The 21,936-nt window shown below is 57.7% G+C and carries 21 protein-coding genes and 1 pseudogene; 13 read left to right on the top strand and 9 right to left on the bottom strand.

Going from position 1 to position 21,936, the window contains the following annotated elements; all coding sequences use genetic code 11:
- The first annotated feature begins 58 nt into the window (after window positions 1-58).
- A complete protein-coding gene (locus GOW60_RS10340; RefSeq protein WP_171229182.1) occupies window positions 59-1,687 on the top strand; it encodes an acyl-CoA synthetase in 1,629 nt (542 codons plus the stop codon).
- Here the strand turns inward: GOW60_RS10340 and GOW60_RS10335 are convergent.
- The 8 genes from GOW60_RS10335 to hmgA form a co-directional block, all read right to left on the bottom strand.
- Window positions 1,666-2,019, bottom strand: a complete 354-nt coding sequence (locus GOW60_RS10335) for a DOPA 4,5-dioxygenase family protein (RefSeq protein WP_152457005.1) — start codon at window positions 2,017-2,019, stop codon at window positions 1,666-1,668. The genes GOW60_RS10340 and GOW60_RS10335 overlap by 22 nt on opposite strands.
- Window positions 2,020-2,105: 86 nt before the next feature.
- Complete coding sequence (gene maiA, locus GOW60_RS10330; RefSeq protein WP_171120367.1) at window positions 2,106-2,744, bottom strand: maleylacetoacetate isomerase; 639 nt, start codon at window positions 2,742-2,744, stop codon at window positions 2,106-2,108.
- An 11-nt stretch (window positions 2,745-2,755) separates the two neighbouring features.
- A complete protein-coding gene (locus GOW60_RS10325) occupies window positions 2,756-2,953 on the bottom strand; it encodes a DUF2783 domain-containing protein (RefSeq protein WP_171120365.1) in 198 nt (65 codons plus the stop codon).
- A 5-nt stretch (window positions 2,954-2,958) separates the two neighbouring features.
- Window positions 2,959-4,569: an FAD-dependent oxidoreductase gene (locus GOW60_RS10320; RefSeq protein WP_171229181.1), complete on the bottom strand. Its 1,611-nt coding sequence runs from the start codon at window positions 4,567-4,569 to the stop codon at window positions 2,959-2,961.
- Window positions 4,570-4,705: 136 nt separating this feature from the next.
- Window positions 4,706-5,656: an MBL fold metallo-hydrolase gene (locus tag GOW60_RS10315; protein WP_039541551.1), complete on the bottom strand. Its 951-nt coding sequence runs from the start codon at window positions 5,654-5,656 to the stop codon at window positions 4,706-4,708.
- Window positions 5,657-5,743: 87 nt separating this feature from the next.
- The gene (fahA, locus tag GOW60_RS10310; RefSeq protein WP_171229180.1) at window positions 5,744-7,000 is read right to left on the bottom strand and encodes a fumarylacetoacetase; all 1,257 of its coding nucleotides are present in this window, start codon (window positions 6,998-7,000) and stop codon (window positions 5,744-5,746) included.
- A 21-nt stretch (window positions 7,001-7,021) separates the two neighbouring features.
- Window positions 7,022-7,645: a LysE family translocator gene (locus GOW60_RS10305; protein WP_171229179.1), complete on the bottom strand. Its 624-nt coding sequence runs from the start codon at window positions 7,643-7,645 to the stop codon at window positions 7,022-7,024.
- Entirely contained in the window at window positions 7,642-8,997 is a 1,356-nt protein-coding gene (hmgA, locus tag GOW60_RS10300) for a homogentisate 1,2-dioxygenase (protein ID WP_171229178.1), read from the bottom strand. Before hmgA ends, GOW60_RS10305 begins: the two co-directional genes overlap by 4 nt.
- Window positions 8,998-9,054: 57 nt before the next feature.
- Between hmgA and GOW60_RS10295 the strand changes: the two genes are divergently transcribed.
- From GOW60_RS10295 to GOW60_RS21410, 11 genes and pseudogenes are all read left to right on the top strand, one after another.
- A complete protein-coding gene (locus GOW60_RS10295; RefSeq protein ID WP_171120356.1) occupies window positions 9,055-9,507 on the top strand; it encodes a MarR family winged helix-turn-helix transcriptional regulator in 453 nt (150 codons plus the stop codon).
- A gap of 60 nt (window positions 9,508-9,567) precedes the next feature.
- Complete coding sequence (locus tag GOW60_RS10290) at window positions 9,568-10,818, top strand: adenylate/guanylate cyclase domain-containing protein (RefSeq protein WP_171229177.1); 1,251 nt, start codon at window positions 9,568-9,570, stop codon at window positions 10,816-10,818.
- A 309-nt stretch (window positions 10,819-11,127) separates the two neighbouring features.
- Window positions 11,128-12,231: an MHYT domain-containing protein gene (locus GOW60_RS10285; RefSeq protein ID WP_171229176.1), complete on the top strand. Its 1,104-nt coding sequence runs from the start codon at window positions 11,128-11,130 to the stop codon at window positions 12,229-12,231.
- 148 nt (window positions 12,232-12,379) lie between these two features.
- A complete protein-coding gene (locus GOW60_RS10280; RefSeq protein ID WP_171229175.1) occupies window positions 12,380-13,234 on the top strand; it encodes a xanthine dehydrogenase family protein subunit M in 855 nt (284 codons plus the stop codon).
- Window positions 13,235-13,245: 11 nt separating this feature from the next.
- The gene (locus GOW60_RS10275) at window positions 13,246-13,740 is read left to right on the top strand and encodes a (2Fe-2S)-binding protein (RefSeq protein WP_171229174.1); all 495 of its coding nucleotides are present in this window, start codon (window positions 13,246-13,248) and stop codon (window positions 13,738-13,740) included.
- Entirely contained in the window at window positions 13,737-16,163 is a 2,427-nt protein-coding gene (locus GOW60_RS10270) for an aerobic carbon-monoxide dehydrogenase large subunit (protein WP_171229173.1), read from the top strand. Before GOW60_RS10275 ends, GOW60_RS10270 begins: the two co-directional genes overlap by 4 nt.
- Window positions 16,164-16,222: 59 nt before the next feature.
- Window positions 16,223-17,098 (top strand): MoxR family ATPase, encoded by an 876-nt coding sequence (locus GOW60_RS10265; protein ID WP_171229172.1) that lies wholly within the window; start codon window positions 16,223-16,225, stop codon window positions 17,096-17,098.
- Window positions 17,095-18,282 carry a VWA domain-containing protein gene (locus GOW60_RS10260; RefSeq protein ID WP_171229171.1) on the top strand — a complete coding sequence of 396 codons (1,188 nt, stop codon included), beginning with the start codon at window positions 17,095-17,097 and terminating at the stop codon, window positions 18,280-18,282. Before GOW60_RS10265 ends, GOW60_RS10260 begins: the two co-directional genes overlap by 4 nt.
- The gene (locus tag GOW60_RS10255) at window positions 18,279-19,064 is read left to right on the top strand and encodes an XdhC family protein (RefSeq protein ID WP_171229170.1); all 786 of its coding nucleotides are present in this window, start codon (window positions 18,279-18,281) and stop codon (window positions 19,062-19,064) included. The genes GOW60_RS10260 and GOW60_RS10255 overlap by 4 nt, the downstream gene beginning before the upstream one ends.
- 103 nt (window positions 19,065-19,167) lie before the next feature.
- Window positions 19,168-19,620, top strand: a complete 453-nt coding sequence (locus tag GOW60_RS10250; protein ID WP_171229169.1) for a CoxG family protein — start codon at window positions 19,168-19,170, stop codon at window positions 19,618-19,620.
- 117 nt (window positions 19,621-19,737) lie between these two features.
- A pseudogene (locus tag GOW60_RS21410) lies at window positions 19,738-19,974 on the top strand (XdhC family protein); the annotation flags it as partial.
- A gap of 33 nt (window positions 19,975-20,007) precedes the next feature.
- Here GOW60_RS21410 and GOW60_RS10240 read toward each other — a convergent pair.
- On the bottom strand, window positions 20,008-20,817 hold the full coding sequence (locus GOW60_RS10240) for a division plane positioning ATPase MipZ (RefSeq protein ID WP_152457022.1): 810 nt from the start codon (window positions 20,815-20,817) through the stop codon (window positions 20,008-20,010).
- A 217-nt stretch (window positions 20,818-21,034) separates the two neighbouring features.
- Here GOW60_RS10240 and GOW60_RS10235 point away from each other — a divergent pair, with 217 nt between their 5' ends.
- Window positions 21,035-21,922 carry an AEC family transporter gene (locus GOW60_RS10235; RefSeq protein ID WP_171229168.1) on the top strand — a complete coding sequence of 296 codons (888 nt, stop codon included), beginning with the start codon at window positions 21,035-21,037 and terminating at the stop codon, window positions 21,920-21,922.
- Window positions 21,923-21,936: the final 14 nt, after the last annotated feature.

Here is a 21,936-nt window from a genome sequence, read left to right as displayed (position 1 = left end):
GTCAGAGCACCAAGTTTGTGCTCAAGTCGCGCAAATCGAGTGCAGGGAGGATCAGCAGTTGGCAGCGACCAATATCTATGAGCGTCATTTGGACAAATGCCGGGCGAATTACACACCCTTGTCGCCCCTCTCGTTCATTGAGCGCACGGCGCAGGTTTATCCCGATTACCCGTCGGTCGTTTATGGTGATCGGCGGTATACCTGGGCTGAAACCTATGCCCGGTGCCGCCGGCTGGCGGGGGCCCTGAATGCGCGGGGTATCGGAAAGGGGGATACCGTATCAATTATCGCCGCAAACATCCCAGAAATGTACGAAGCGCATTTTGGAGTGCCCATGGCGGGTGCCGTTTTGAACGCCATCAACACGCGTCTGGATGCTCCGATAGTCGCTTTCATCCTGAACCACGCCGAAGCCAAGGTCTTGTTGGTTGACCCCGAGTTTTCCGGCGTCGTGAAAGAGGCGCTGGAGCAGGTTGATCATGACATTCTGGTAATCGACATCGAGGATCCCAGCTTTGAGGGCGGTGAAAGGCTTGGCAGCCTGACCTATGACGCCCTGATATCAGAGGGCGACCCGGAATTTGACTGGTCACTGCCCGAGGATGAATGGGACGCGATCACGCTGAACTATACGTCCGGCACAACGGGCAATCCCAAGGGCGTGGTTTATCACCACCGCGGCGCCACCCTGAATGCGCAATCGGATTTGCTGGACTGGGATATGCCCAAGCATTCGATCTATCTGTGGACCTTGCCGATGTTTCACTGCAACGGCTGGTGCTTCCCCTGGGCCATGGCCGCCAATGCGGGCGTGTCCGTCTGTCTGCGCGCGGTGCGTGCCGAGCCGATCTATGCGGCATTCCGCGATGAGAAGGTCACCCATTTCTGCGGTGCTCCCATCGTTTTGAACATGTTGGCCCACGCGCCGGATGAACTGAAAGACTTTGACCATCAGATCAAGGTGATGACCGCGGGCGCTCCGCCGCCGGCCGCCGTGATCGAAGCGATGGAGGCGATGGGGGTCGAGGTCACGCACGTTTACGGCCTGACCGAAACTTACGGGCCCTCGGTCGTTTGTGCGTGGAAGGATGAATGGAACGACAAGGGACCCGAAGACCGTGCTGCCCTGAAAGTACGGCAGGGCGTGCGGTATACGGCGCTGTCTGGCTTGATGGTGGCCGATCCCGAAACGATGGAGCCCGTGCCTGCGGATGGCGAAACCATGGGCGAGATCTTTATGCAGGGCAACGTGGTGATGAAAGGGTATCTCAAGAACCCTGATGCCACCGATGGGGCCTTCAAGGGCGGCTGGTTCGCATCCGGCGATTTGGGCGTCATGCATCCGGATGGCTATATCGCGCTCAAAGATCGGTCCAAGGACATCATCATATCAGGCGGCGAGAATATCTCCTCCGTCGAGGTCGAGGGCATTCTCTACAAACACCCGGCAGTCATGGAAGCGGCGGTTGTGGCCCGGCCAGACGAGAAATGGGGCGAAACCCCCTGCGCCTTTGTCGAGCTGAAGCCCGGTACAACCGCGACCGAGGCAGAGCTGATTGCCTTTTGCCGAGACAACATGGCCCATTTCAAAGCGCCCAAGACCGTGGTGTTTGGCACCCTGCCGAAGACTTCAACCGGCAAGGTGCAGAAATTCGTTCTGCGGGATCAGGCGCGGGCGCTGGGCTGAAGCGTGTCGAAGATCGACAGGTCCAGATCCAGCATTTCACCCATCCAAATCGCGCGATCGCGGTGATCGGCCAGATGGTCGCCGGTTTCCGGGTGGGTGAAAACCGTAAGGCCCCGCCGGTTCAGCATCAACCACGGAGTGACCTGATCGAAGGCATCAGCCGCAAAGCTCAATTGGCAGCTCCAGCGCGGGTGGGGGCCGACATTGCGGCTATGCATGCGTCCCATCCGGACGGGGAACAGACGGGCGGCCTCTTCGCAGACCTGTTGCGCCGTATGCTGCGTGTCGGCGTCGAAATAGACATGGGCGTGGTATCCGGTGATCTCGGGCATCAGAACCTCTTTTGCTTTGATGAAGCAAAGCTAAGTCCGATTGCGACGAACGCCTAGGCACACCGGCACACAGGACCTGTGCAAGCTTATTGGGGTGCGTGCCTGTCAGGATGCGCCGCGACAAATGCGGGGTGATCGGCACAGGCCTTTTCGACACCCAGCAGACGCGGCATGTCCGACAGGTCGACCTTCCACCTGCGCGCATTGTAGATCTGCGGGATCAGGCAGATGTCGGCGAGGCCGGGCTGTGAACCGACACAATAGGGGGTTTGTTCAAACTCACCCAACATGGTCTCGAAGGCCTGCAACCCCGGCCGGATGAAGTGCCGCATCCACTCTCCGGGCATGTCGGTCGGGTCTTTGCTGAGGGTGGTCGCATGGCGGGCAACTGAAAGGTTGCAAACAGGGTGAATGTCCACCGCAATCGCATAGGCCAGCGCCTGCACGCGCGCGCGCCCTGCTGCATCGTCGGGCAGAAGGTTCAATTCACGTGTCTTGTCCAGATAGTCGAGAATGGCCAGAGACTGCGTCAGCCGCTGCCCGTCAATATCCAGCACCGGAACCAACCCTTGTGGATTTCGCGCGATATGTGCATCGCCCTTGTGTTCGCCGCCCACCAGGTCGACGACAACCGCGCGATAGTCGATCCCGGCCAGATTCAGGGCGATCCGCACCCGATAGCTGGCCGAGGACCGCCAATAGTCATAAAGGACGGTTTTGCTCACATTCGAATCCGTCACTTGTCGGCCAGGGTGGCGGCGCGAATAGCGTCAGACAACACCGCCTTGTCGCCGATGTGATTGGCCAGCACCAGAACCAGTCGGGCGTTCAGCGCGTCACTGTCGGCTTTTTCAAGCCCTTCATGCGCGGCCAGCAGCTCGGCATAGAAGTCGTCAGCATCGTCGATATTCGGGGATAGGATCAGGTCAGACATCGCGCTCACTCCTTGCTACAGGCTCTGCGGATTGCATGGCGGAAACTGTTTTCTTCATAACTGTCCCGGCGCGCCGCCACGTGCTGATCAGGACGGATCAGATAAACCGCGCTGGTTGCGTCGCCCAGATAGCGACGTTTCAGCGCCAGGGTCTGGTCATCCTTGACCGACAGCGCCAACCGCGTGACCTCGACCCCGTCTTCTTCCAGCACTTCCGGGGCATCCGCATCAATCGTCAAAAGGGTGAATTTGCCTGCCAGTTTGGGCAACAGGAACGCATCACCCAGCGGCGCATCCGGGCAGGCCGAGCCGGGGCGCGTCTCGGCTGGGCCATCCAGCGCGTCGGCAGAAATCAGGGTCGAGCCGTCATAGGTGCAAGGTTGACTCAGGCGTCCTGAATTCACCAACGGACGCGCAAATTCGTACTTCTCGCTCAGGTCCAGAACCGCATCTCGCAGAACCCGCGACATTTCGGATTTCGGCGTGATGAAATCGGTGGACCGGCTGGATTTCTGGATGTTCTCATCAGCCCCGTGCACGCGTTCCGCGTTGTAGCTGTCCAGCAGGCTTTCGGGGGCTTTCCCATCCAGCACCAATTTCAGTTTCCAGCACAGGTTGTCAGTGTCTTGCAGGCCGGAATTGGCGCCGCGCGCGCCAAAGGGGCTGACCTGGTGCGCGCTGTCGCCTGCGAACAGGACACGCCCTTTGCGGAAGCTCTCCATGCGGCGGCACTGGAACGTATAGATCGAGACCCACTCCAGCTGAAACTCGACGTCATCGCCCAGCATCGCCTTGAGGCGCGGGATCACATTCTCGGGGCGCTTTTCGCGTTCCTTGTCGATGTCCCAACCCAGTTGCAGGTCAATACGCCAGACATTGTCGGGTTGTTTGTGCAAAAGCGCGGATTGCCCGCGATTGAACGGAGGGTCAAACCAGAACCAGCGTTCCGAGGGGAAATCGGCATCCATGATCACGTCCGCGATCAGGAAATTGTCTTCGAAAACACGCCCTTCGAAATCGATGCCCAGCATGCGCCGGGTGGGCGACGCGGCGCCATCGCAGGCGATCAGCCATTCGGCCTCGAGTGTATAGGGGCCTTCGGGGGTTTCGACCTCCAGCCGAACGTGATCTTCGTGCGTACCGATTGCGTCAACCTTGTTGCGCCCGCGAATTTCAATCGGTGCGCCTTTTGCCTGCAACTCGCGCACGCGTTCCACAAAGTAGTTTTCAAAATGGTATTGCTGCAAGTTGATGAAGGCCGGGTTGGCATAGCCTTCGTCCGGCTGAAGGTTGAAATCATAGACCTGACGGTCGTCGAAAAAGACCTTGCCCCGGTCCCAAAGCACGCCTTTGTCGACTAATCGCTGGCCGCAACCCAGCCGGTCCGCAATTTCCAGCGTGCGCTGAGAAAAACAGATGGCGCGGCTGCCGAAGCTGACTTTGTCATTCTCGTCGAGAACCACAACTTCGACCCCTTGCTGGGCCAGATCGATGGCAGCGGCCAGACCAACCGGCCCCGCACCGATCACGATGACCTTGTGCCTGACGGGCGTCGGGCTGTCCTGATCCGGGCTGCGTTCATATCCGTAAAGCGGCGTTTCAAAGATCTTGTTCATGGGCTCCCCCCCCAAAACAGATGCACCGTTGTGCTGCATGTCCTGTCCCCCGGCGACGGGCGCCGGAGGTCTTGGATTATGGTTTCATCGAATCCCGCCGCACAAAACGATCTGGATCAAACTCGACCGTTTTTCGTCAGCCTTGCAGAGCTTCCCACATCTCGAGGTCGCGCTGGGCGGTCCAGATGCGGGGCGTGTCAATGCCGCGCGCTTCGTCATAGGCGCGGGCCACGTTGAACGGCAGGCAGTGCTCGTAGATCGCGTAATCGGCAAATTTGGGGTCACATTCAGCGCGGACTGCGTCCCAGGCCTCTTTCAGGGACCCGCCGCGCGCCGCGACCTTCGCCGCCGGCCGGTATGTGCTTTCGACAAAATCGCGGGTGTTCTCGATGGCCGCATTCACCATATCCTTGCCGACCAGCGCATCGCCGCGCCCCGGTGCAATGGCGTCGACATCGAACCACTTGATCTCGTCCAGCGTGTCACCCCAGTCGCTGAAATGACCATCGCCGCAATAGCAGGCCGAGTGATATTCGACGATATCGCCGGTGAACATCACGTTCTGATCCGGCACATGGATGACGATGTCGCCTGCCGTATGCGCGCGGCCCAGATGCATCAGGTCGATCCGGCGGTTGCCCAGATACACCGTCATCGTATCGCTGAAGGTGGTGGTGGGCCAGGTCAGGCCGGGGATGCTTTCATGCCCTTCGAACAGGCGCGGGAAGCGCTGGAATTCGCTGTCCCAGTCTTCCTGACCCCGCTCGACGACCATGGCGCGGGCCATGTCCGACATCAGGATCTGCTGCGCGCCGAACGCGCTTGCGCCCAGAACACGTACTGCGTGGTAGTGGGTCAGGGCCACATGCGTGATCGGTTTGTCGGTGACGGAACGCACGCATTCGATCACCTTGTTTGCCAGACGCGGAGTCGCCTGCGCCTCGACGATCATCACGCTGTCGTCACCGATGATCACACCCGAGTTCGGGTCGCCTTCGGCGGTAAAGGCATAGAGCCCTTCTCCGACTTCAGTGAAGCTGATCTTTTTTTCCGACATGTCCCCCTGGGACGCGAATGCTTTGGCCATCTTGGTTTTGTCCTTTTGCGGTTGCGCGGAAGGCAGAGGTTGGATGCCTCCGGCGGGAGTATTTGGGAAAAGATGAAGATCAGTGCGTCATCTTTCGTAAGGGTTCTCGAGCGCGGGCAGCAGCTTGCCCACACAGTCGCCGAAACCGATCGTGTAGCCATCGCCCTTGGCAGCCCCTTTAAGGGTCAGGGTATCGCCGTCCTCGATGAAGCTGCGGGATTCGCCGGTATCCAGTGTGATCGGTTCCTTGCCGCCCCAGCTGAGTTCCAGAAGCGAACCGCGGCTGTCCTTCGTCGGCCCCGAGATCGTGCCCGACCCCAGCATGTCGCCCGTGTTCATCGGGCATCCTGATGTGGTGTGATGCGCCAATTGCTGCGCAGCGGAATAGTACATCTGGTTGTAGTTGGTCCGGGCAATCGTCGTGGCGGGTTGCCCGGCAGGTGCCATGGTGATCGCCAGATCGATGTCATAGAGCATCGGGCCGCAATCCTTGAGGTGATCCAGCAGTTCGAATTCGCGGCGCGGCGTGTCACAGCGGAATGGCTCGAGGGCCGCCTTGGTCACGATCCATGGGCTGATCGAGGTTGCCGTGGCCTTTGCCTGAAACGGGCCCAGCGGCTGGTATTCCCATGCCTGGATGTCCCGTGCGGACCAGTCATTCAGAAGCACGTAGCCGAAAATATTGTCATCCGCTTCCTGCACGGTGATCGGACCATCCGAGGGTGTTCCGACAATTGCGCCCATCTCAAGCTCGATGTCAAAGCGACGGCTGGGCAGGAAGGCGGGCAAGTCCTGATCGGGGGCTTTCAGCTGACCCCAGGGGCGGCGAACATCCGTGCCCGATACCACGACCGAAGACGCGCGGCCATTGTAGCCAATCGGAATATGCAGCCAGTTCGGCGGCAAGGCGTTTTCCGGCCCCCGGAACATGGTGCCCACGTTGAAGGCATGGTTTCGACCCGCATAAAAGTCGGTGTATTCGCTGACGGCGAAGGGCAGATGCATTTCCGCGTCTTCTTGTTTGACAAGCAGAGGTTCCACCTTGACTTGCTCGTCTGAACCTTCGGCCAGAAGGCTGATCAGCCGTTCGCGCAGCGCGGTCCAGACGGCCGGACCTTCCTCCATCAGAGGGTTCCAGAACGGCATGTCGAACAGAGGCTCATCGGTCAGGGAGATCAACCCCTCGGCTTCGGCGGCGGTGACGTCGAGGATCATGTCACCGATAGCCACACCACAGCGGGGATCATCACCTTCGGTCGAGAAGACACCATACGGCAGGTTATTCAGTGGGAACGGATGTGTCGCGTCATTGGCCGACGCCACCCAGGATGTCATTAGAGGCATACGATGTCCCTGTTTTGTTGGTTAAGCAGAAGGGCGAAGGGATTTCAGCCCCAACAAGATAGCAGCGAGGATCATGAAGCTGCCGCCAATGCGGTCAAGCCACAGCTTTGCCGGGCCTTGCAAACGGCGAGCCAGCCAGCTTGCGCTGCCGCCATATGCGGTCAGGAACATCCCGTCCATGACCAGATAGGTAGACGACAGAATGGCGAATTGCGGCCAGAAGGGCAGGGCTGCGTCAATGAACAGCGGAAACAGTGCTGCAAAAAAGACCACGGCCTTAGGATTTGCGGCAGAAGTAATGAACCCCTGCATCCAAAGCGATTTGCGGCTGGCCCTGGGCGCGGTTTGCGCTTCAGACATACGGGCCTTTAGGATCTGTTTAACCCCTAGATAAACCAGATAGGTGACACCAAACCACTTGATGACCGTCAGTGCGGTTGCAGATGTGGCGATCAGGGCGGCTAGGCCCAGCCCCGCCGCCAGCATTTGCAGAAAGTTCGCCGTCAGATCTCCGGCAGCGGTGAACAGCCCGCGCCGAAGCCCGTTAGTTGCTGAGTTTGACAACATCAGCAACTGGCTGGGTCCCGGTGTGCTCATCAGCAGCAGGACCGTTGCCACATAGGTGATCCAGATATCCAAGCTCATTTCTTGCCCGGCGTTCCGTCGAACTTCTTCTCAAGCGATGTCCAGCAGTCGATGTAATCATCCTGCAACGGCGCTTCGGTGGCGGCAAACGGGGTCAGGTGCTGCGGGAAGCGGGTTTCGAACATGAACGACATTGTCTGGTCCAGCTTGTCCGGCCCCAGGTTGGAGTACGACGCCTTATCGAAGGCTTCCCTGTCGGGGCCATGCGGGATCATCATGTTGTGCAGGCTTGTGCCGCCGGGAACAAAGCCCTGAGGTTTCGCGTCGTACTGGCCGTAGATGTTGCCCATCAGCTCGGACATGATGTTCTTGTGGTACCACGGCGGGCGGAACGTGTCTTCCATCACCATCCAGCGTTCGCGGAACAAGACAAAGTCGATATTGGCCGTGCCGGGCTGGCCGGACGGAGCCGTCAGAACGGTAAAGATCGACGGGTCGGGGTGGTCAAACAGGATCGCGCCGACGGGGCAATAGTTGCGCAGGTCGTATTTGTAGGGCGCATAGTTGCCGTGCCATGCCACGACATCCAGAGGACTGTGGCCGATCTTGGTTGTGTGGAATTGCCCGCACCATTTGATTGTCACGGTAGAAGGGGTTTCACGATCCTCATAAGCGGCCACCGGTGCCTTGAAGTCGCGCGGGTTGGCCATACAGTTGGCACCGATTGGTCCGCGCCCCGGCAGTTCAAACTTCTGACCGTAATTCTCGCAGACAAAGCCGCGCGCAGGGCCTTCCAGAACCTCGACCCGGTACAGCAAACCGCGTGGAATGATCGCGATTTCCTTGGGTTCCAAGTCGATGATTCCCAGTTCTGTCGCAAATCGCAGGCGCCCTTCCTGTGGCACAACCAGCAATTCGGAATCAGCCGAGAAGAAATAGTCATCCACCATGGATTCCGTGACCAGATAGATGTGGCTTGCCATGCCGACCTGCGTGTTCACGTCACCTGCGGTCGTCATGGTCCGCATACCCGCCATCCAGTTCAGACCTTCGTCGGAATGCGGGATGGGATCCCAGCGGTACTGGCCAAGGCTGATCACATCCGGATCAATGCAGGGGGCCGATTTCCAGTAGGGCAGATCGATTTTTTCATAACGGTGTGAATGCTTTACCGATGGGCGAATACGATAGCACCAGGTGCGCTCGGGTGGGTTGGCGGTAAAGGCCGTGCCACTCAGCTGCTCTCCGTAAAGACCATAGTTGCACCGTTGCGGGCTGTTCATGCCTTGCGGCAGGGCCTCGGGCAGGGCCTCGGTTTCAAAGTCGTTCCCAAAGCCTGGCATATAGCCTGCATGAGTTCCGACAGGCGTCGCAGCCTGTGTCAGCGTATGCGGATCAGTCGGACGATTCATTGCGTTTTCCTCCGTTTGCTGCTTGTCGGTTAATAGTTGATTTTGTAACTAACAAGCATGACACACGATGAATCCGAAAAAAATGATGACTTTTATCTGCAAAATTTTCTGCCCTTCCTGCTGAATCAGGCGGCCGAACGGGCTTCGCTTGAGTTTCAGGCAGTTTACAAGGGCCGTTATGGGATGCTCAGAACCGAATGGCGGGTATTGTTCCATCTGGGTTTGTTTGGCGAGATGACCGCCAAGGAAATCGGCGAGCGCGCCAGAATGCACAAAACCAAAATCAGCCGCGCTGTCGCCAAGCTGGAACAGCGTCGATACCTGAAACGCACACGGGACGAAGCGGATCGGCGGGCGGAATGGTTGACACTAACACCAGCAGGTCAAGCTGTGTATCGTGACCTGCGCGGCGTTGCTGCCAATTACGATGCGAAACTGTCAGGCCTGTTCAAACCGGAAGAGGCCGCGTTGTTGCGACAAATGCTGCAAAGGTTGGCTGGTTTGGACTGACCTATGGCAATTGACGCTGCCTGCCCCCAAATGGGGATCATACTTGATACGGACAACAAAATGACTTTGCCAGATTCCGCTTCAGTTTTCTCACATTCCCTGATTGATTGGCTGGTCAACAAGGGGCTAGAGGGCGCCGGGCAAGAAGAGCTGTTGGAAGGGTTTTGTGCCCGATTGGTGGAAATGGGTATTCCGTTGATGCGCTTTCATGCGGCGCAGTCGACCTTGCATCCGGTTTACGGAGGTACCGGTTACAGCTGGTACAACGGCGCGGGCGGTGAATCCGAGAAGTTTGAATACACGGAAACGCCCAGCGAAGTTTGGCAGCAAAGCCCACTCTATGCGCTGCTGAACGATGATCTGGATGAAATCCGGGTCAAACTGGTCGACCATAATGAACCCAGCCGCTTTCCCTTGTTGAATGATCTGCGTGAAATCGGAGCGACCGATTATTATGCCACCGGCCTGTCATATGAAGGGGCCAGTCAACTACGCCCCGACGGCACGAAAAAGGTCAGCGATGGTGTTCTGATGTCCTGGACCAGCGACGCACCGAACGGATTCGAAGACAGCGATCTGAACAAAATACAAACTGTACTGCCGCATCTGGGGCTGGCGCTCAAATCCGCCAAGAACCAGGATCTGGCCAAGGATCTGATGCGGGTTTATCTGGGGCGGGATGCCGGTCGCCGGGTTCTGTCGGGTGAAATTCGGCGTGGGTCTTTGCAGCAAATCGATGCTGTGATCTGGAATTTCGACCTCGAAGGCTTCACCACGCTGTCCGAAGACCTGCCTGGCCATGAGATCATCGACATGCTGAACGACTATCTGGCCGTCGCCGTGGGTGTGGTGCATGACAAGGGCGGCAACATCCTGAAATTCATGGGTGACGGCCTGATGGCAATGTTCGATGTCGGAGAGATCGACGAAGACGCCCGTGCCGCGCTTGATGCTGTGCCCTTGTTGCAGTCCCGCATGGATGAACTGAACGCAAGGCGCCGCGCGCAAGGTCTGCCGGTGGCCAACTATACGCTGGCCCTACATTCGGGCGAGATTCTCTATGGCAATATCGGGTCCGAGACCCGGCTGGACTTCACTGTGATCGGCCCGGCTGTCAACCAGGCCGCCCGCATTGCGGGAATGCACCGGTCTTTGGGTCAAAGGATCCTTATCTCGGACGATGTCGCCCGCGCTGCACAGCCCTGCGCGCAGGAGCTTGTCTCGGTCGGCCGCTACATGCTGCGCGGCGTGAATGAGCCGAAAGAGTTGTTTACGGTATACAGTCCCGGCGGGCCATCAGAATCCGATTGAATTTGCGGCTATTCCTTCCAGCGGTTCCGAAACTGAAAGGCTTGATGGAACGCCTTTAACCCGCCGGGTTTGAGCGGCGGTTTGGACCGGATGTTCGACTATAGTGTGAATATGAACATTAAGCTGGTTAGAGCCCAAAGCTGTCGATGACTCATCTCACAGCAGTCCTGCCCAATGAGCGATAAACGCTGAGGTAGACTCTGGTCCTTGTTTGCAATGGCCGTGCAGGAATTTGTTTCCGCCGGATGAACCTTTGCCAGGTAAAGGCAAAGATTGAATTAAGAAATCCGCTGCGGCATTGTCCGGCCCATGGAATTTCTGGACTTCGGACATAACCCTTGGTTGGTGGTTACATCGTTCGTTGTGGCGCTAGTTGCTGGGGCCACGGGATTGTCTTTGACGAGGGATTTGTCCGAAAAGTCGCTTTCACAACGCAGGTTGGCCATCTCGTTGGGTGCCGTTGCTTTGGGTGGTGGGATCTGGTCAATGCACTTCGTGGCTATGCTTGGCCTAAGGCTGCCCATCCTGTTTTACTATGATGCCGCAATCACGCTCGCATCTGCGCTTATTGCGATCCTTATGGTCGCTTTGGCGCTTGTTCTTTTGCATTTCACTGAACGCTCCAGGGGGATCATCATTGCTGCCGGAGCAATCGTAGGCGCGGGCATCTTGGCGATGCACTATGTGGGAATGGCTGGCATGCAGCTTTGCAAACCCGTTTATACCCTTCAAGGGGTGCTCGGGTCATCGGTATTGGCTATTGTCCTGTGCATTCTGGCGATCGGCATTGCCTATAATGAGCGTTCCAACAGGACCATCGCGATCGGCACGCTGTGTTTTGGCGTAGCTGTTTTTTCAGTGCATTTCCTGGCCATGGCCGGAACCAATTTTGTAGCCTTGAAAGATATCCGAGAGTTTGGGCCCGTCATCAGCAACGAAGTCATGGCCGTTGGGGTGATCCTGTCGAGCTTTGTTATCTTCGGCGCATTTTTGTGGGTCGGCACAACTTATCTTGTGCCTATGCAAGCCACAGATATCCCGATGACAGGCGTGGCCCAAGACGAGCCTTCACCAGATCAGACCCCACCTATTCGCATCCCCTGTGAAAGAGACGGAGGCAAAGTCTTTATTGCCGCGCCTGACGTTGCATTTGTCAGGGCGGATGGTCACTATACGCAGGTCTACACCCGCACAGAAAAGTACTTTTGCGTCTGGCCGATCACTGAAGCGGTCAAACGGCTGGAGCCAACTGGCTTTTTGCGCGTGCATCGCAGCTATATCGTGAACCCCAAAAAAGTCGCGCGGTTTGAACGGACCAAAGACAAGGGACAATGCACCTTTGGTGAGGCCGATCTTCCCCCGGTGCCGGTCAGCCGATCAAACCTGAAAGCAGCACTGACCGCCTTTGGGTAACGCGTGGTAATTCAGGCAGCGCAACTCGTGCGTCCTGAAGCGCATTTCGTGCAAAATTAGCGAAAACAAAGTGTTTTCCCGGGTCAACAACCCGACGTCGCGCGAGCTTCTTTAACAGCCAGAACAGTTGCTGCAGGGAGGAGAGGCAATGATTCCAGCTGCCTTTGAATATTATAGACCTAAGGATTTGGCGGGCGCCCTGTCCGTACTTGTGGAGCACGGAGATGACGCACGGGTCCTCGCAGGGGGGCACAGTCTGATACCCATGATGAAGCTCCGCATGGCCGAAGTGCCACATCTGATCGACTTGCAGGATGTGGAGGGATTGAGCGGCATCTCCATTGAGGGGGATAGCATCCGCATCGGCGCGATGACGACGCAACATGACATCATCGACAACGCTCAATTGGCGTTGGCTGCTCCGATCATGCGCGAGGCTTCTTTGCAGATCGCAGACCCGCAAGTGCGTTACATGGGCACGGTTGGCGGCAACGTTGCAAACGGCGACCCGGGTAATGACATGCCGGGCTTGATGCAGTGTCTGGACGCGACTTTCACTTTGGTCGGGCCGGATGGCGAACGCAAAGTCGCGGCCCGTGATTTCTACGAAGCGGCTTATATGACTGACCGTGAGGATGAAGAGATCCTGACAGCGGTGGAGTTCGATGCACCAAAGGGCGGTTACGCCTATGAAAAGCAAAAGCGCAAAATCGGCGACTACGCTACCGCGGCTGCTGCGGTCCTTTTAACTAAAGAAAATGGGACTTGCACCTCGGCTTCCATCGCGATGACCAATCTGAGCGATACACCGGTTCATTCTGAAAAAGCTGGCGCTGCGCTTGTCGGCACGTCCGTGGATCATGCGGCAATCAAAGCGTCGGTTGACGCGATGTTGGGCGACATTGACCCCACACAGGACAACCGCGGTCCCATTGAATTCAAACGTCACGCAGCGGCGATTATCCTGCGCCGTGCGATCGAAAACGCCTGGGCCAGAGCCTGAGGAGAGAGATCATGTCAAACAAGAAACACTTCACTCTTACAGTGAATGGCGAGGAGCAAGAGTTCCTGGCTGAACCGCGCGAACTGCTGATCCACACCCTGCGCGAACGACTGCGCAAGACCGGTCCGCACATTGGTTGCGAGACCTCGCATTGCGGCGCTTGCACCGTGACCATGAACGGCAAATCGGTGAAGTCCTGTACAGTGTTCGTAGCACAGGCTGACGGTGCCGAAATCACCACGATCGAAGGGCTTGGCAACCCGGACAGCCTGCACGTGCTGCAGGAAGCTTTCAAAGAACACCATGGTCTTCAATGCGGCTTCTGCACACCGGGTATGATCACCCGCGCATCAAAGCTTTTGGAAGAAAACCCGAATCCAACTGAAGAAGAGGTGCGCTTTGGCATGGCGGGCAACCTCTGCCGCTGTACCGGATATCAGAACATCGTCAAATCTATCCTCGCCGCCGCGGCCGAGATGAACTCTGCGAAGGAGGCGGCACAATGAACAAGGAACTGACCCGCGAAGAACGCGCCGACGCACTGGGAGGAATGGGTTGCAAACGCAAGCGCGTTGAAGATGCCAGGTTTACCCAAGGCAAAGGCAATTATGTCGACGACATCAAACTGCCCGGCATGCTGCACGGTGATTTCGTGCGTTCGCCTTATGCCCACGCCAAGATCGTGTCGATCAATGCCGAGGCCGCATTGGCGCTGGACGGTGTGATTGCCGTACTGACCGCCGAAGACCTCGCCCCTCTTGGTCTGCACTGGATGCCGACGCTGGCGGGCGACAAACAGATGGTTCTGGCTGACGGCAAGGTGCTCTTCCAAGGTCAGGAAGTGGCATTTGTGGTGGCAAAGGACCGTTATATCGCAGCCGATGCAGTGGAGCTGGTCGAAGTGGAGTATGAAGAACTCCCCGTTTTGACCGATCCCCACGCTGCATTGGAATCCGACGTGGTTCTTCGCGAAGACCTGATGGGCGAAGGTGGAGCAATTCCAGATGGGGCCCACGGCCCACGCAAACACCCTAACCACATCTTTACCTGGGAGGTTGGCGAGAAGGATGCGACCGAGCAGGTAATGGGGGAGGCTGACGTGGTCGCAGAAGAGATGGTGTATTACCATCGCACGCACCCATGTCCGCTCGAAACTTGTGGCTGCGTGGCTTCGATGGACAAGGTCAACGGCAAGCTCACGCTGCACGGCACGTTCCAGGCGCCTCACGCTATCCGCACAGTGGTCAGCCTGATCTCGGGCATTGAAGAGCACAATATCCGCGTGATCTCGCCTGATATCGGTGGCGGCTTTGGCAACAAGGTTGGGGCTTACCCCGGCTATGTGTGCTCGGTCGTGGCCTCGATTGTCACCGGCGTTCCGGTGAAATGGGTCGAGGACCGTATGGAAAACCTGATGACCACCGCTTTTGCCCGTGACTACTGGATGAAAGGTAAGATCAGCGCCACCAAAGAGGGTAAAATCACCGGTCTCTGGTGCCACACGACCGCAGATCACGGCGGCTTTGACGCCTGTGCCGACCCGACCAAGTTCCCGGCTGGGTTTATGAACATCTGTACCGGGTCTTACGATATTCCGACTGCGTATTTGGCAGTGGACGGCGTTTACACCAACAAAGCACCGGGCGGGGTCAGTTATCGCTGCTCCTTCCGTGTAACCGAAGCCGCTTACTTCATCGAACGTATGATCGAGGTTCTGGCGATAGAGTTGAACATGGACGCGGCCGAGCTGCGCCGGATCAACTTCATCAAGAAAGAGCAGTTTCCCTATCAGTCCGCGCTTGGGTGGGAGTATGATTCCGGCGACTATCACACTGCTTGGGATAAGGCGCTAAAGGCCGTCGATTACGAAGGGCTGCGTGCGGAACAAGCTCAACGGGTCGAGGACTTCAAGGCAGGCAAAACCCGAAAGCTGATGGGCATCGGCCTGACGCATTTCACCGAAATTGTCGGTGCTGGACCCGTCAAAAATTGTGATATCCTTGGTCTTGGCATGTTCGACAGCTGTGAAATCCGCATTCACCCGACCGGCTCAGCGATCGCACGCCTTGGCACCATCTCGCAAGGCCAGGGCCATGCCACGACCTTTGCACAGATACTCGCAACCGAGATCGGTCTGCCGGCGGATAGTATTACCATCGAAGAGGGTGATACGGATACCGCGCCCTACGGTCTTGGAACATACGGCTCGCGCTCGACGCCGGTAGCCGGTGCCGCGACCGCGATGGCAGGGCGCAAGATCCGCGCCAAGGCACAGATGATCGCGGCCTACCTGCTGGAAGTGCACGACGATGATGTCGAATTCGACGTGGATCGTTTCGTGGTCAAGGGCGCGCCTGAAAAGTTCAAGACGATGAAGGAAATCGCCTTTGCCGCCTACAATCAGGCCATTCCGGGCATCGAGCCGGGACTGGAGGCGGTCAGCTACTATGACCCTCCGAACATGACCTATCCCTTTGGCGCCTACGTCTGCGTGATGGACATTGATGTGGACACCGGCGTGACCGACATTCGCCGCTTCTATGCGCTGGATGACTGCGGCACCCGCATTAATCCGATGATCATCGAGGGCCAGGTGCATGGTGGTCTGACCGAGGCGCTGGCCGTCGCTCTGGGGCAAGAGATCGCCTATGACGAGATGGGCAACGTCAAGACCGGCACATTGATGGATTTCTTCCTGCCGACCGCATGGGAAGTGCCGAATTACGAGACCGATCACACCGTTACCCCCAGCCCGCACCACCCAATTGGCGCCAAAGGAGTCGGCGAAAGCCCCCATGTGGGCGGCGTGCCCTGTTTCTCCAACGCGGTGAATGATGCCTTCCGTGCCTTTGGCCTGCGTCACACCCATATGCCGCACGATCACTGGCGGATCTGGAAGACAGCAAACGAACTGGGCCTTCACGGCTAAGCTTCCGGCGCGCGCGGCAGGGATGGCTGCGCGCGCCTCATAAACCACTTGAGGCTCCGATGACCTGGACCGATCTCCAATCTGCACTTGTAGAACAGAACTACGTCGCCTCAGACGATCTGGCGGTTTCGCTGCATTTGGCTTTGTCATTGCGCCGCCCTCTACTGCTGGAAGGCGCGGCGGGCGTAGGAAAAACCGAAGTTGCCCGAGTACTGGCTGCGGCCCAGAACACGCAGTTGATCCGCCTGCAATGCTATGAAGGTCTGGACGCCTCTCAGGCGATCTACGAGTGGAATTACCAACGACAACTACTGGCGATCCGTGCGTCCTCTGAAGCAGGCGAGACCGGCAAGGCGGTCGAGGATCGGATATTCTCGCGTGAGTATTTGTTGGAGCGCCCCTTGCTGTCGGCGATCACGCAAGACGTTTCTCCGGTTTTATTGATCGATGAAATCGACCGCGCAGACGAAGAGTTCGAAGCTTTCCTGCTCGAGATCCTCGCTGATTACCAAATCACCGTTCCGGAGCTTGGCACCATCAAAGCCACCGCCGTGCCAACAGTTATACTGACCTCGAATGGCACCCGCGACTTGTCGGACGCGCTGAGGCGTCGCTGCCTTTTCAGTTATGTCGATTATCCCGACCGGACAACGGAACTCGCGATCCTAAAAGCCCGGTGTGCTGGGATTGAAGCGCTGCTGGCCGATCAGGTGATCGGGTTCGTCCAGACGCTGCGCAAGGAAGAGCTTGAGAAGGTGCCCGGAATCGCGGAGACACTGGATTTTGCCGCCGCGCTCATGGGGTTAGGGATTGCTGATCTCACGGAAAACCCGGCAGCCCTCCAAGCCACACTCACGACACTTCTAAAAACACAGAGCGATCGCGCACATATAACCCGCGAAGTGGCGCAACGCATCGCGGGGAAGGCCGCATGACCCGCGTGACCCGCTTTGCTGGCCGCGATCCCGGCGCCACGGCGCGCATGGCAGGGTTCCTGGCCCATTTGCGGGAGAATGGCCTGCGCCTTGGCGTGCAGGAAACCGAAGCAGCTCTGACGGCCTTGACCTGTGTTGAGGCAGCCAACCCTGAAGAGGCGCGTTGCGCACTCAAGGCCGTCTGCACGGGATGCAAGGACGACGCGCAGAGGTTTGATTTGTTGTTTGACAGTTTCTGGATGGATGCCGGTCGCGTGCGAACAAAGGTCATGCCGAAAATGTCGACCCACCCCAAGGGCGACGACAGCGTACATTCGTCACGAGATGCCAAAGGAGAAGACGTTGGCGGCGCTGGCGATGCGACAGCGCCAGACGGAGGTGACGGTGATGCCGAAAGTGATGGCGACGGTAAGCTGATCGCCACCGAAATGCGCAACCTGTCCCGGCGCGATCTACGTGATCTGGTACGGGCAGAAGAGATTGCCGAGGCCGAAGAAGTTGCCCGCCGCCTCGGACAAGCGCTGCGCGACCGCCGCTCCCGCCGCCGCATCGCTGCCCGCAAGGGCGATCGACTGCATTTCCGCAAAACAATCCGGCGCAGCCTGGCGACAGGGGGCGAACCCATCCGACTCATCAAGCGCAAACGCCCTGATCGTAGCCGTAAAATCGTAGCGCTATGCGATGTTTCCGGCTCTATGACCGTCTATGCGCAAGTATTCCTGGCCTTTTTGGCCGGCCTGATGCGCGGTGATCCAACCGCCGACGCATACCTGTTTCACACACGCCTCGTGCGGATAACCGAAGCTTTGCGCGATAAGGACACGATGCGCACCATCGGACGGATGTCCTTGATGGCGGATGGGTTCGGCGGAGGTTCCAAAATCGGGGAAAGCCTAGATCGATTTGCATCTACCTACGCGCGCCGTTTTGTCGATGGGCGTTCAGTCGTGATGATCCTCTCGGATGGCTATGACACCTCTTCCCCTGACCACATTGACGCGGCGCTGACCAAGCTGCGCAAACGCGGCTGCCGCATTCTTTGGCTGAACCCGCTCAAAGGCTGGCGCGACTATGCACCCGTCGCAGCGGGCATGACGGCAGCCTTGCCTCATTTGGACCTCTTTTCCGCCGCCAACACGCTGGCGGACCTCGCTGCGCTGGAGAAGGAGTTGGTATCGCTATGACCCCCGCTGAGTTGTTTTCATCTGACCTGGCAGAAACAGCCCAATCCCTGCGCGCCAAGGAACAACCTTTTGCCTTTGCAACAATCGTGCGCACTGCCGGAACCACCGCGGCAAAACCCGGCGCAAAGGCAATCATTGGTGCGGACGGCACCATATTGCACGGGTTTCTTGGTGGCGGCTGCACCCGTGGCGCTGTGAGGCGAGCAACCTTGGAAGCCCTCGAAACCGGCGCACCCAAGCTTGTGTCGGTCGCGCCGGAAGACTTTTTGAACGATATCGGCGTCAGTGCCGGAGCTATGGTGGAGGGCGTATTCTATGCGCGCAACGGTTGTCCCTCTCGTGGCACCATCGACATCTTTATTGAGCCCTGTCTTCCGATGCCAGAGTTGACAATACTCGGAAACTCGCCGGTCGCAGAGGCTTTGGCACAAATCGCACCACATTTTCACTGGTCTATCTCACGTGCCGTGGATGAGGAGAATGCACTTGGAAAGATGAGTGCGATCGTCGTGGCGACGCAAGGGCAGGGTGATCTTGATGCCTTGCGCGACGCGCTTGCTTGTGACGCAAACTATGTCGCCTTTGTGGGAAGTAAGAAGAAATTCGCTGCCCTGTCTGAAAAGCTCTCCGAAGCTGGTGTGCCCGAGGTCACACTCGCGATGGTTTCAGCCCCAGCTGGTTTGGACATTGGTGCTGTCACACCTGAAGAAATCGCGCTTTCCATCCTGGCGGAACTGATCACCGTGCGCAGGAATTCCGTAGAAAGGAACCCAAATGCGTAAACTTTTCAAAATCTTAACTCGTGGTTTCAAGCCATCTACAGAGCAGGCTGAGGTGCTTGCCACGATTAAATACCCCTGTTGCTGAACAAAGAAAGGAACCGCCATGGAACTGGCCGACGAAATTATCATCGATGCCCCTAGGGATGTGGTTTACGCAGCGTTGAACGACCCCGAGATACTTAAACGTTGTATTCCCGGGTGCGAAGAACTGATCAAGAAATCCGACACCGAACTTGAAGCCAAAGTTGTACTCAAAGTTGGCCCCGTGAAAGCCAAATTCAGCGGAGATGTGGTGCTCAAAACCGATGGGGCGCCAGAGACGTTTTCGCTGGATGGCCAAGGCAATGGTGGCCCGGCTGGACATGCAAAAGGCGGAGCCGACGTCACACTGACTGAAAATGGGTCTCAGACCATTCTGCGCTACGAAGCCAAGGCCGTGATCGGCGGCAAGCCGGCGCAACTTGGGAGCCGTCTTATCCAGAGTACAGCAAAGAAACTCGCCGCCAAATTCTTCAAGTCCTTTGCAGACGTCATGTCGGAAGAACCCGTTTCTTGATCCACACATCCTGAACACCGGGTTGATGTCCTTGGCTATGCAGTTGACCAGCTAAACGTTGGTAAGCTGTTTGTTCTGATCACATCGATCAGTATCAAGGGCTGAACGGCGCGCGAAGTAGGTTCGCTCGCCGTTGTCTCTTCAAGCGGGAGGATGGTCGGCTATATGTCCAATGGCTGCATCGACCGGGACATCCGACTAAAGGTGGTCTCGGTGCTTGAAACGGGCGGCACAGCCAAAACGATCCGAAACGTTGCAGGCTCTTCTTTCTTTGATCTCAAGCTTCCATGCGGGAAGTCTTTGCAGCTGTTTCTGAATGCAAGTCCAGAACCAAAAAACATTCCTACTGCCTAAAAAAGTCAGCACAGCGGACGCCGGGACAGCTGCTCAGAAATCAATCTCCACACCCGGCAGGTTCAGCTCTTTCATCATGTCACGCAGTTCCTGCCGGGCGGCGATGTTCGAGATGTTTAGCTGTTTGACGCCGATATCCTTCAGGTCCAGCAGGGTCAGTCCGCGTGGGAACAGCTCGCGGAAGATAACCCGCTCGGAAAAGCCCGAGGCGACGCGGAAGCCGATGCGCTGGGACAGCATTTCGATCGCGCGCTGCATCTTTTCCTTGTTGACCATGCGCTGCGTACCGACCCGGTTGCGGACAACGACCCAGTCGATCGGCTTCAGCCCCGCCTGTGCCCGCAGTTGACGAGCGTTCCAGACCATTTCGGAATAGACGGACGGGCCAAGGATTTTTTCGCCCTTCGAGTCGATCCGCGCCAAAAGGTCAAAGTCAATGAAACTGTCGTTCAACGGGGTGATCAGCGTGTCGGCCAGCGAATGCGCCACCTGACTCAGACGGGTGTGAGACCCCGGGCAGTCGATCAGAATAAAGTCGCTGTCGCTTTCCAGCTGGGATACGGCAGCAGACAGGCGATGGTCATAGATGTTCTCGCCCGGTTTCAACGTTGCGGCATCGATCTCGGGCAGGTCGTGATGGCGCGGGCTGGGCAGGGTCAGGTCCGAGCTTTTGAGGAAATTGTTGCGGTTCTCGAAGTATCGTCCCAGACTGCGCTGACGCAGGTCCAGATCCAACGTGCTGACCTTGTGTCCCAATCGGGCCAGCGCGGTCGCCACATGCATCGACACGGTCGATTTGCCTGCGCCACCCTTTTCGTTCCCGACCACAATGATATGTGCCATGCTTGTATTCCCAAGTCCCGCCGTGCTTCACTACACGTTGTTGTCAGCCACTATATGTTGTGTCGGCGGCGAAGGAAAGAACCTCAAGCGGCGCTTTCGGGCAATATCAGACTCTATTCGGGAAAACCTAACGCTGCGCACGAGTTACGCAGAGCGCTTGCCATTGCAATGGCACTGATTCACTGTCGACAAACGGTTTCGGCAAGGAGATTTTTGCTTGGAGCACCTGTTCCTGAACGTTTTGAACGTGGTTCTGCCCGTCCTGATCTGCGCTGGAATTGGCTATGTTCTTGCCGTGATTCAGGCGCCTTTCGACAACAAGGTCATTGGTGGGATCGTCTCAAAAGTCGGCTATCCGACATTGATCATTTCTCATCTGTCGAACACCAAACTGGCCGTGGGCACGTTTCTTGACATGATGACGGCCGCTGCCCTTGCGGTGGCCGGTTTCGGGGTGTTGGGGTATGTCGTGCTAAAGGTTCTTCGCTTGCCGGTGAGGGCATTTCTGACGCCGTTGATGCACGGCAATGTCGGCAACATCGGCCTGCCAATCACTTTGCTGGCGCTGGGCGATGCAGGTATGGCCTATACCATGGCGTTCGTGGTGGTTGTGCTGATCAGCATCTTTACCGTCGGCATGTGGATCCCGGCCGGAGAATTCTCGCCCAGGAAACTGGCGACGTCCCCGATTATCTACGCCGTGGGCCTCGCCCTGATCCTGATGGCAACGGGGCAAAGCCTGCCGCAACCGGTCGCAAAGTCCTTTGACATCTTGGGTGGATTGTCGATCCCGCTCATGCTGCTGACCCTGGGGCATACGCTCGCGACGCTGCGTGTGAAAAGCCTGGGTCGCGCGGTTCTGCTGACGGCCCTGCATCTGGCGATGGCGGTTGCAATTGCCAGTGTTCTGATCTGGTTGTTTGGGTTCACGGGAACCGAGCGGGGTGCGCTGATCCTGTGTTGCCTGATGCCTTCTTCCGTGGCGACCTATCTGTTTATCGACCAGCATGTTCCGGAATACGGGCCGGATGTGGCGGGGTTCATTCTTGTTTCGACGCTCAGCACTGTACTGGTGCTGCCCGTTGCGCTGTCTTACTGGATTTGACGCAACCCTATGCG

Origin of the sequence: Ruegeria sp. HKCCA4008 (genome assembly GCF_013033125.1) — a bacterium.
In the GTDB taxonomy this organism is placed as follows: Bacteria; Pseudomonadota; Alphaproteobacteria; order Rhodobacterales; family Rhodobacteraceae; genus Ruegeria.
This window is presented reverse-complemented; position numbering and strand designations above follow the sequence as displayed.

Bases quoted from the DNA above. Each gene is read 5' to 3' on its own strand.
- GOW60_RS10335 (WP_152457005.1), bottom strand. From the start codon at position 2,019: ATGCCCGAGATCACCGGATACCACGCCCATGTCTATTTCGACGCCGAC.
- GOW60_RS10325 (WP_171120365.1), bottom strand. From the start codon at position 2,953: ATGTCTGACCTGATCCTATCCCCGAATATCGACGATGCTGACGACTTC.
- GOW60_RS10320 (WP_171229181.1), bottom strand. From the start codon at position 4,569: ATGAACAAGATCTTTGAAACGCCGCTTTACGGATATGAACGCAGCCCG.
- GOW60_RS10315 (WP_039541551.1), bottom strand. From the start codon at position 5,656: ATGGCCAAAGCATTCGCGTCCCAGGGGGACATGTCGGAAAAAAAGATC.
- fahA (WP_171229180.1), bottom strand. From the start codon at position 7,000: ATGCCTCTAATGACATCCTGGGTGGCGTCGGCCAATGACGCGACACAT.
- GOW60_RS10305 (WP_171229179.1), bottom strand. From the start codon at position 7,645: ATGAGCTTGGATATCTGGATCACCTATGTGGCAACGGTCCTGCTGCTG.
- hmgA (WP_171229178.1), bottom strand. From the start codon at position 8,997: ATGAATCGTCCGACTGATCCGCATACGCTGACACAGGCTGCGACGCCT.
- GOW60_RS10295 (WP_171120356.1), top strand. From the start codon at position 9,055: ATGACACACGATGAATCCGAAAAAAATGATGACTTTTATCTGCAAAAT.
- GOW60_RS10290 (WP_171229177.1), top strand. From the start codon at position 9,568: ATGACTTTGCCAGATTCCGCTTCAGTTTTCTCACATTCCCTGATTGAT.
- GOW60_RS10285 (WP_171229176.1), top strand. From the start codon at position 11,128: ATGGAATTTCTGGACTTCGGACATAACCCTTGGTTGGTGGTTACATCG.
- GOW60_RS10280 (WP_171229175.1), top strand. From the start codon at position 12,380: ATGATTCCAGCTGCCTTTGAATATTATAGACCTAAGGATTTGGCGGGC.
- GOW60_RS10275 (WP_171229174.1), top strand. From the start codon at position 13,246: ATGTCAAACAAGAAACACTTCACTCTTACAGTGAATGGCGAGGAGCAA.
- GOW60_RS10270 (WP_171229173.1), top strand. From the start codon at position 13,737: ATGAACAAGGAACTGACCCGCGAAGAACGCGCCGACGCACTGGGAGGA.
- GOW60_RS10265 (WP_171229172.1), top strand. From the start codon at position 16,223: ATGACCTGGACCGATCTCCAATCTGCACTTGTAGAACAGAACTACGTC.
- GOW60_RS10260 (WP_171229171.1), top strand. From the start codon at position 17,095: ATGACCCGCGTGACCCGCTTTGCTGGCCGCGATCCCGGCGCCACGGCG.
- GOW60_RS10255 (WP_171229170.1), top strand. From the start codon at position 18,279: ATGACCCCCGCTGAGTTGTTTTCATCTGACCTGGCAGAAACAGCCCAA.
- GOW60_RS10250 (WP_171229169.1), top strand. From the start codon at position 19,168: ATGGAACTGGCCGACGAAATTATCATCGATGCCCCTAGGGATGTGGTT.
- GOW60_RS10240 (WP_152457022.1), bottom strand. From the start codon at position 20,817: ATGGCACATATCATTGTGGTCGGGAACGAAAAGGGTGGCGCAGGCAAA.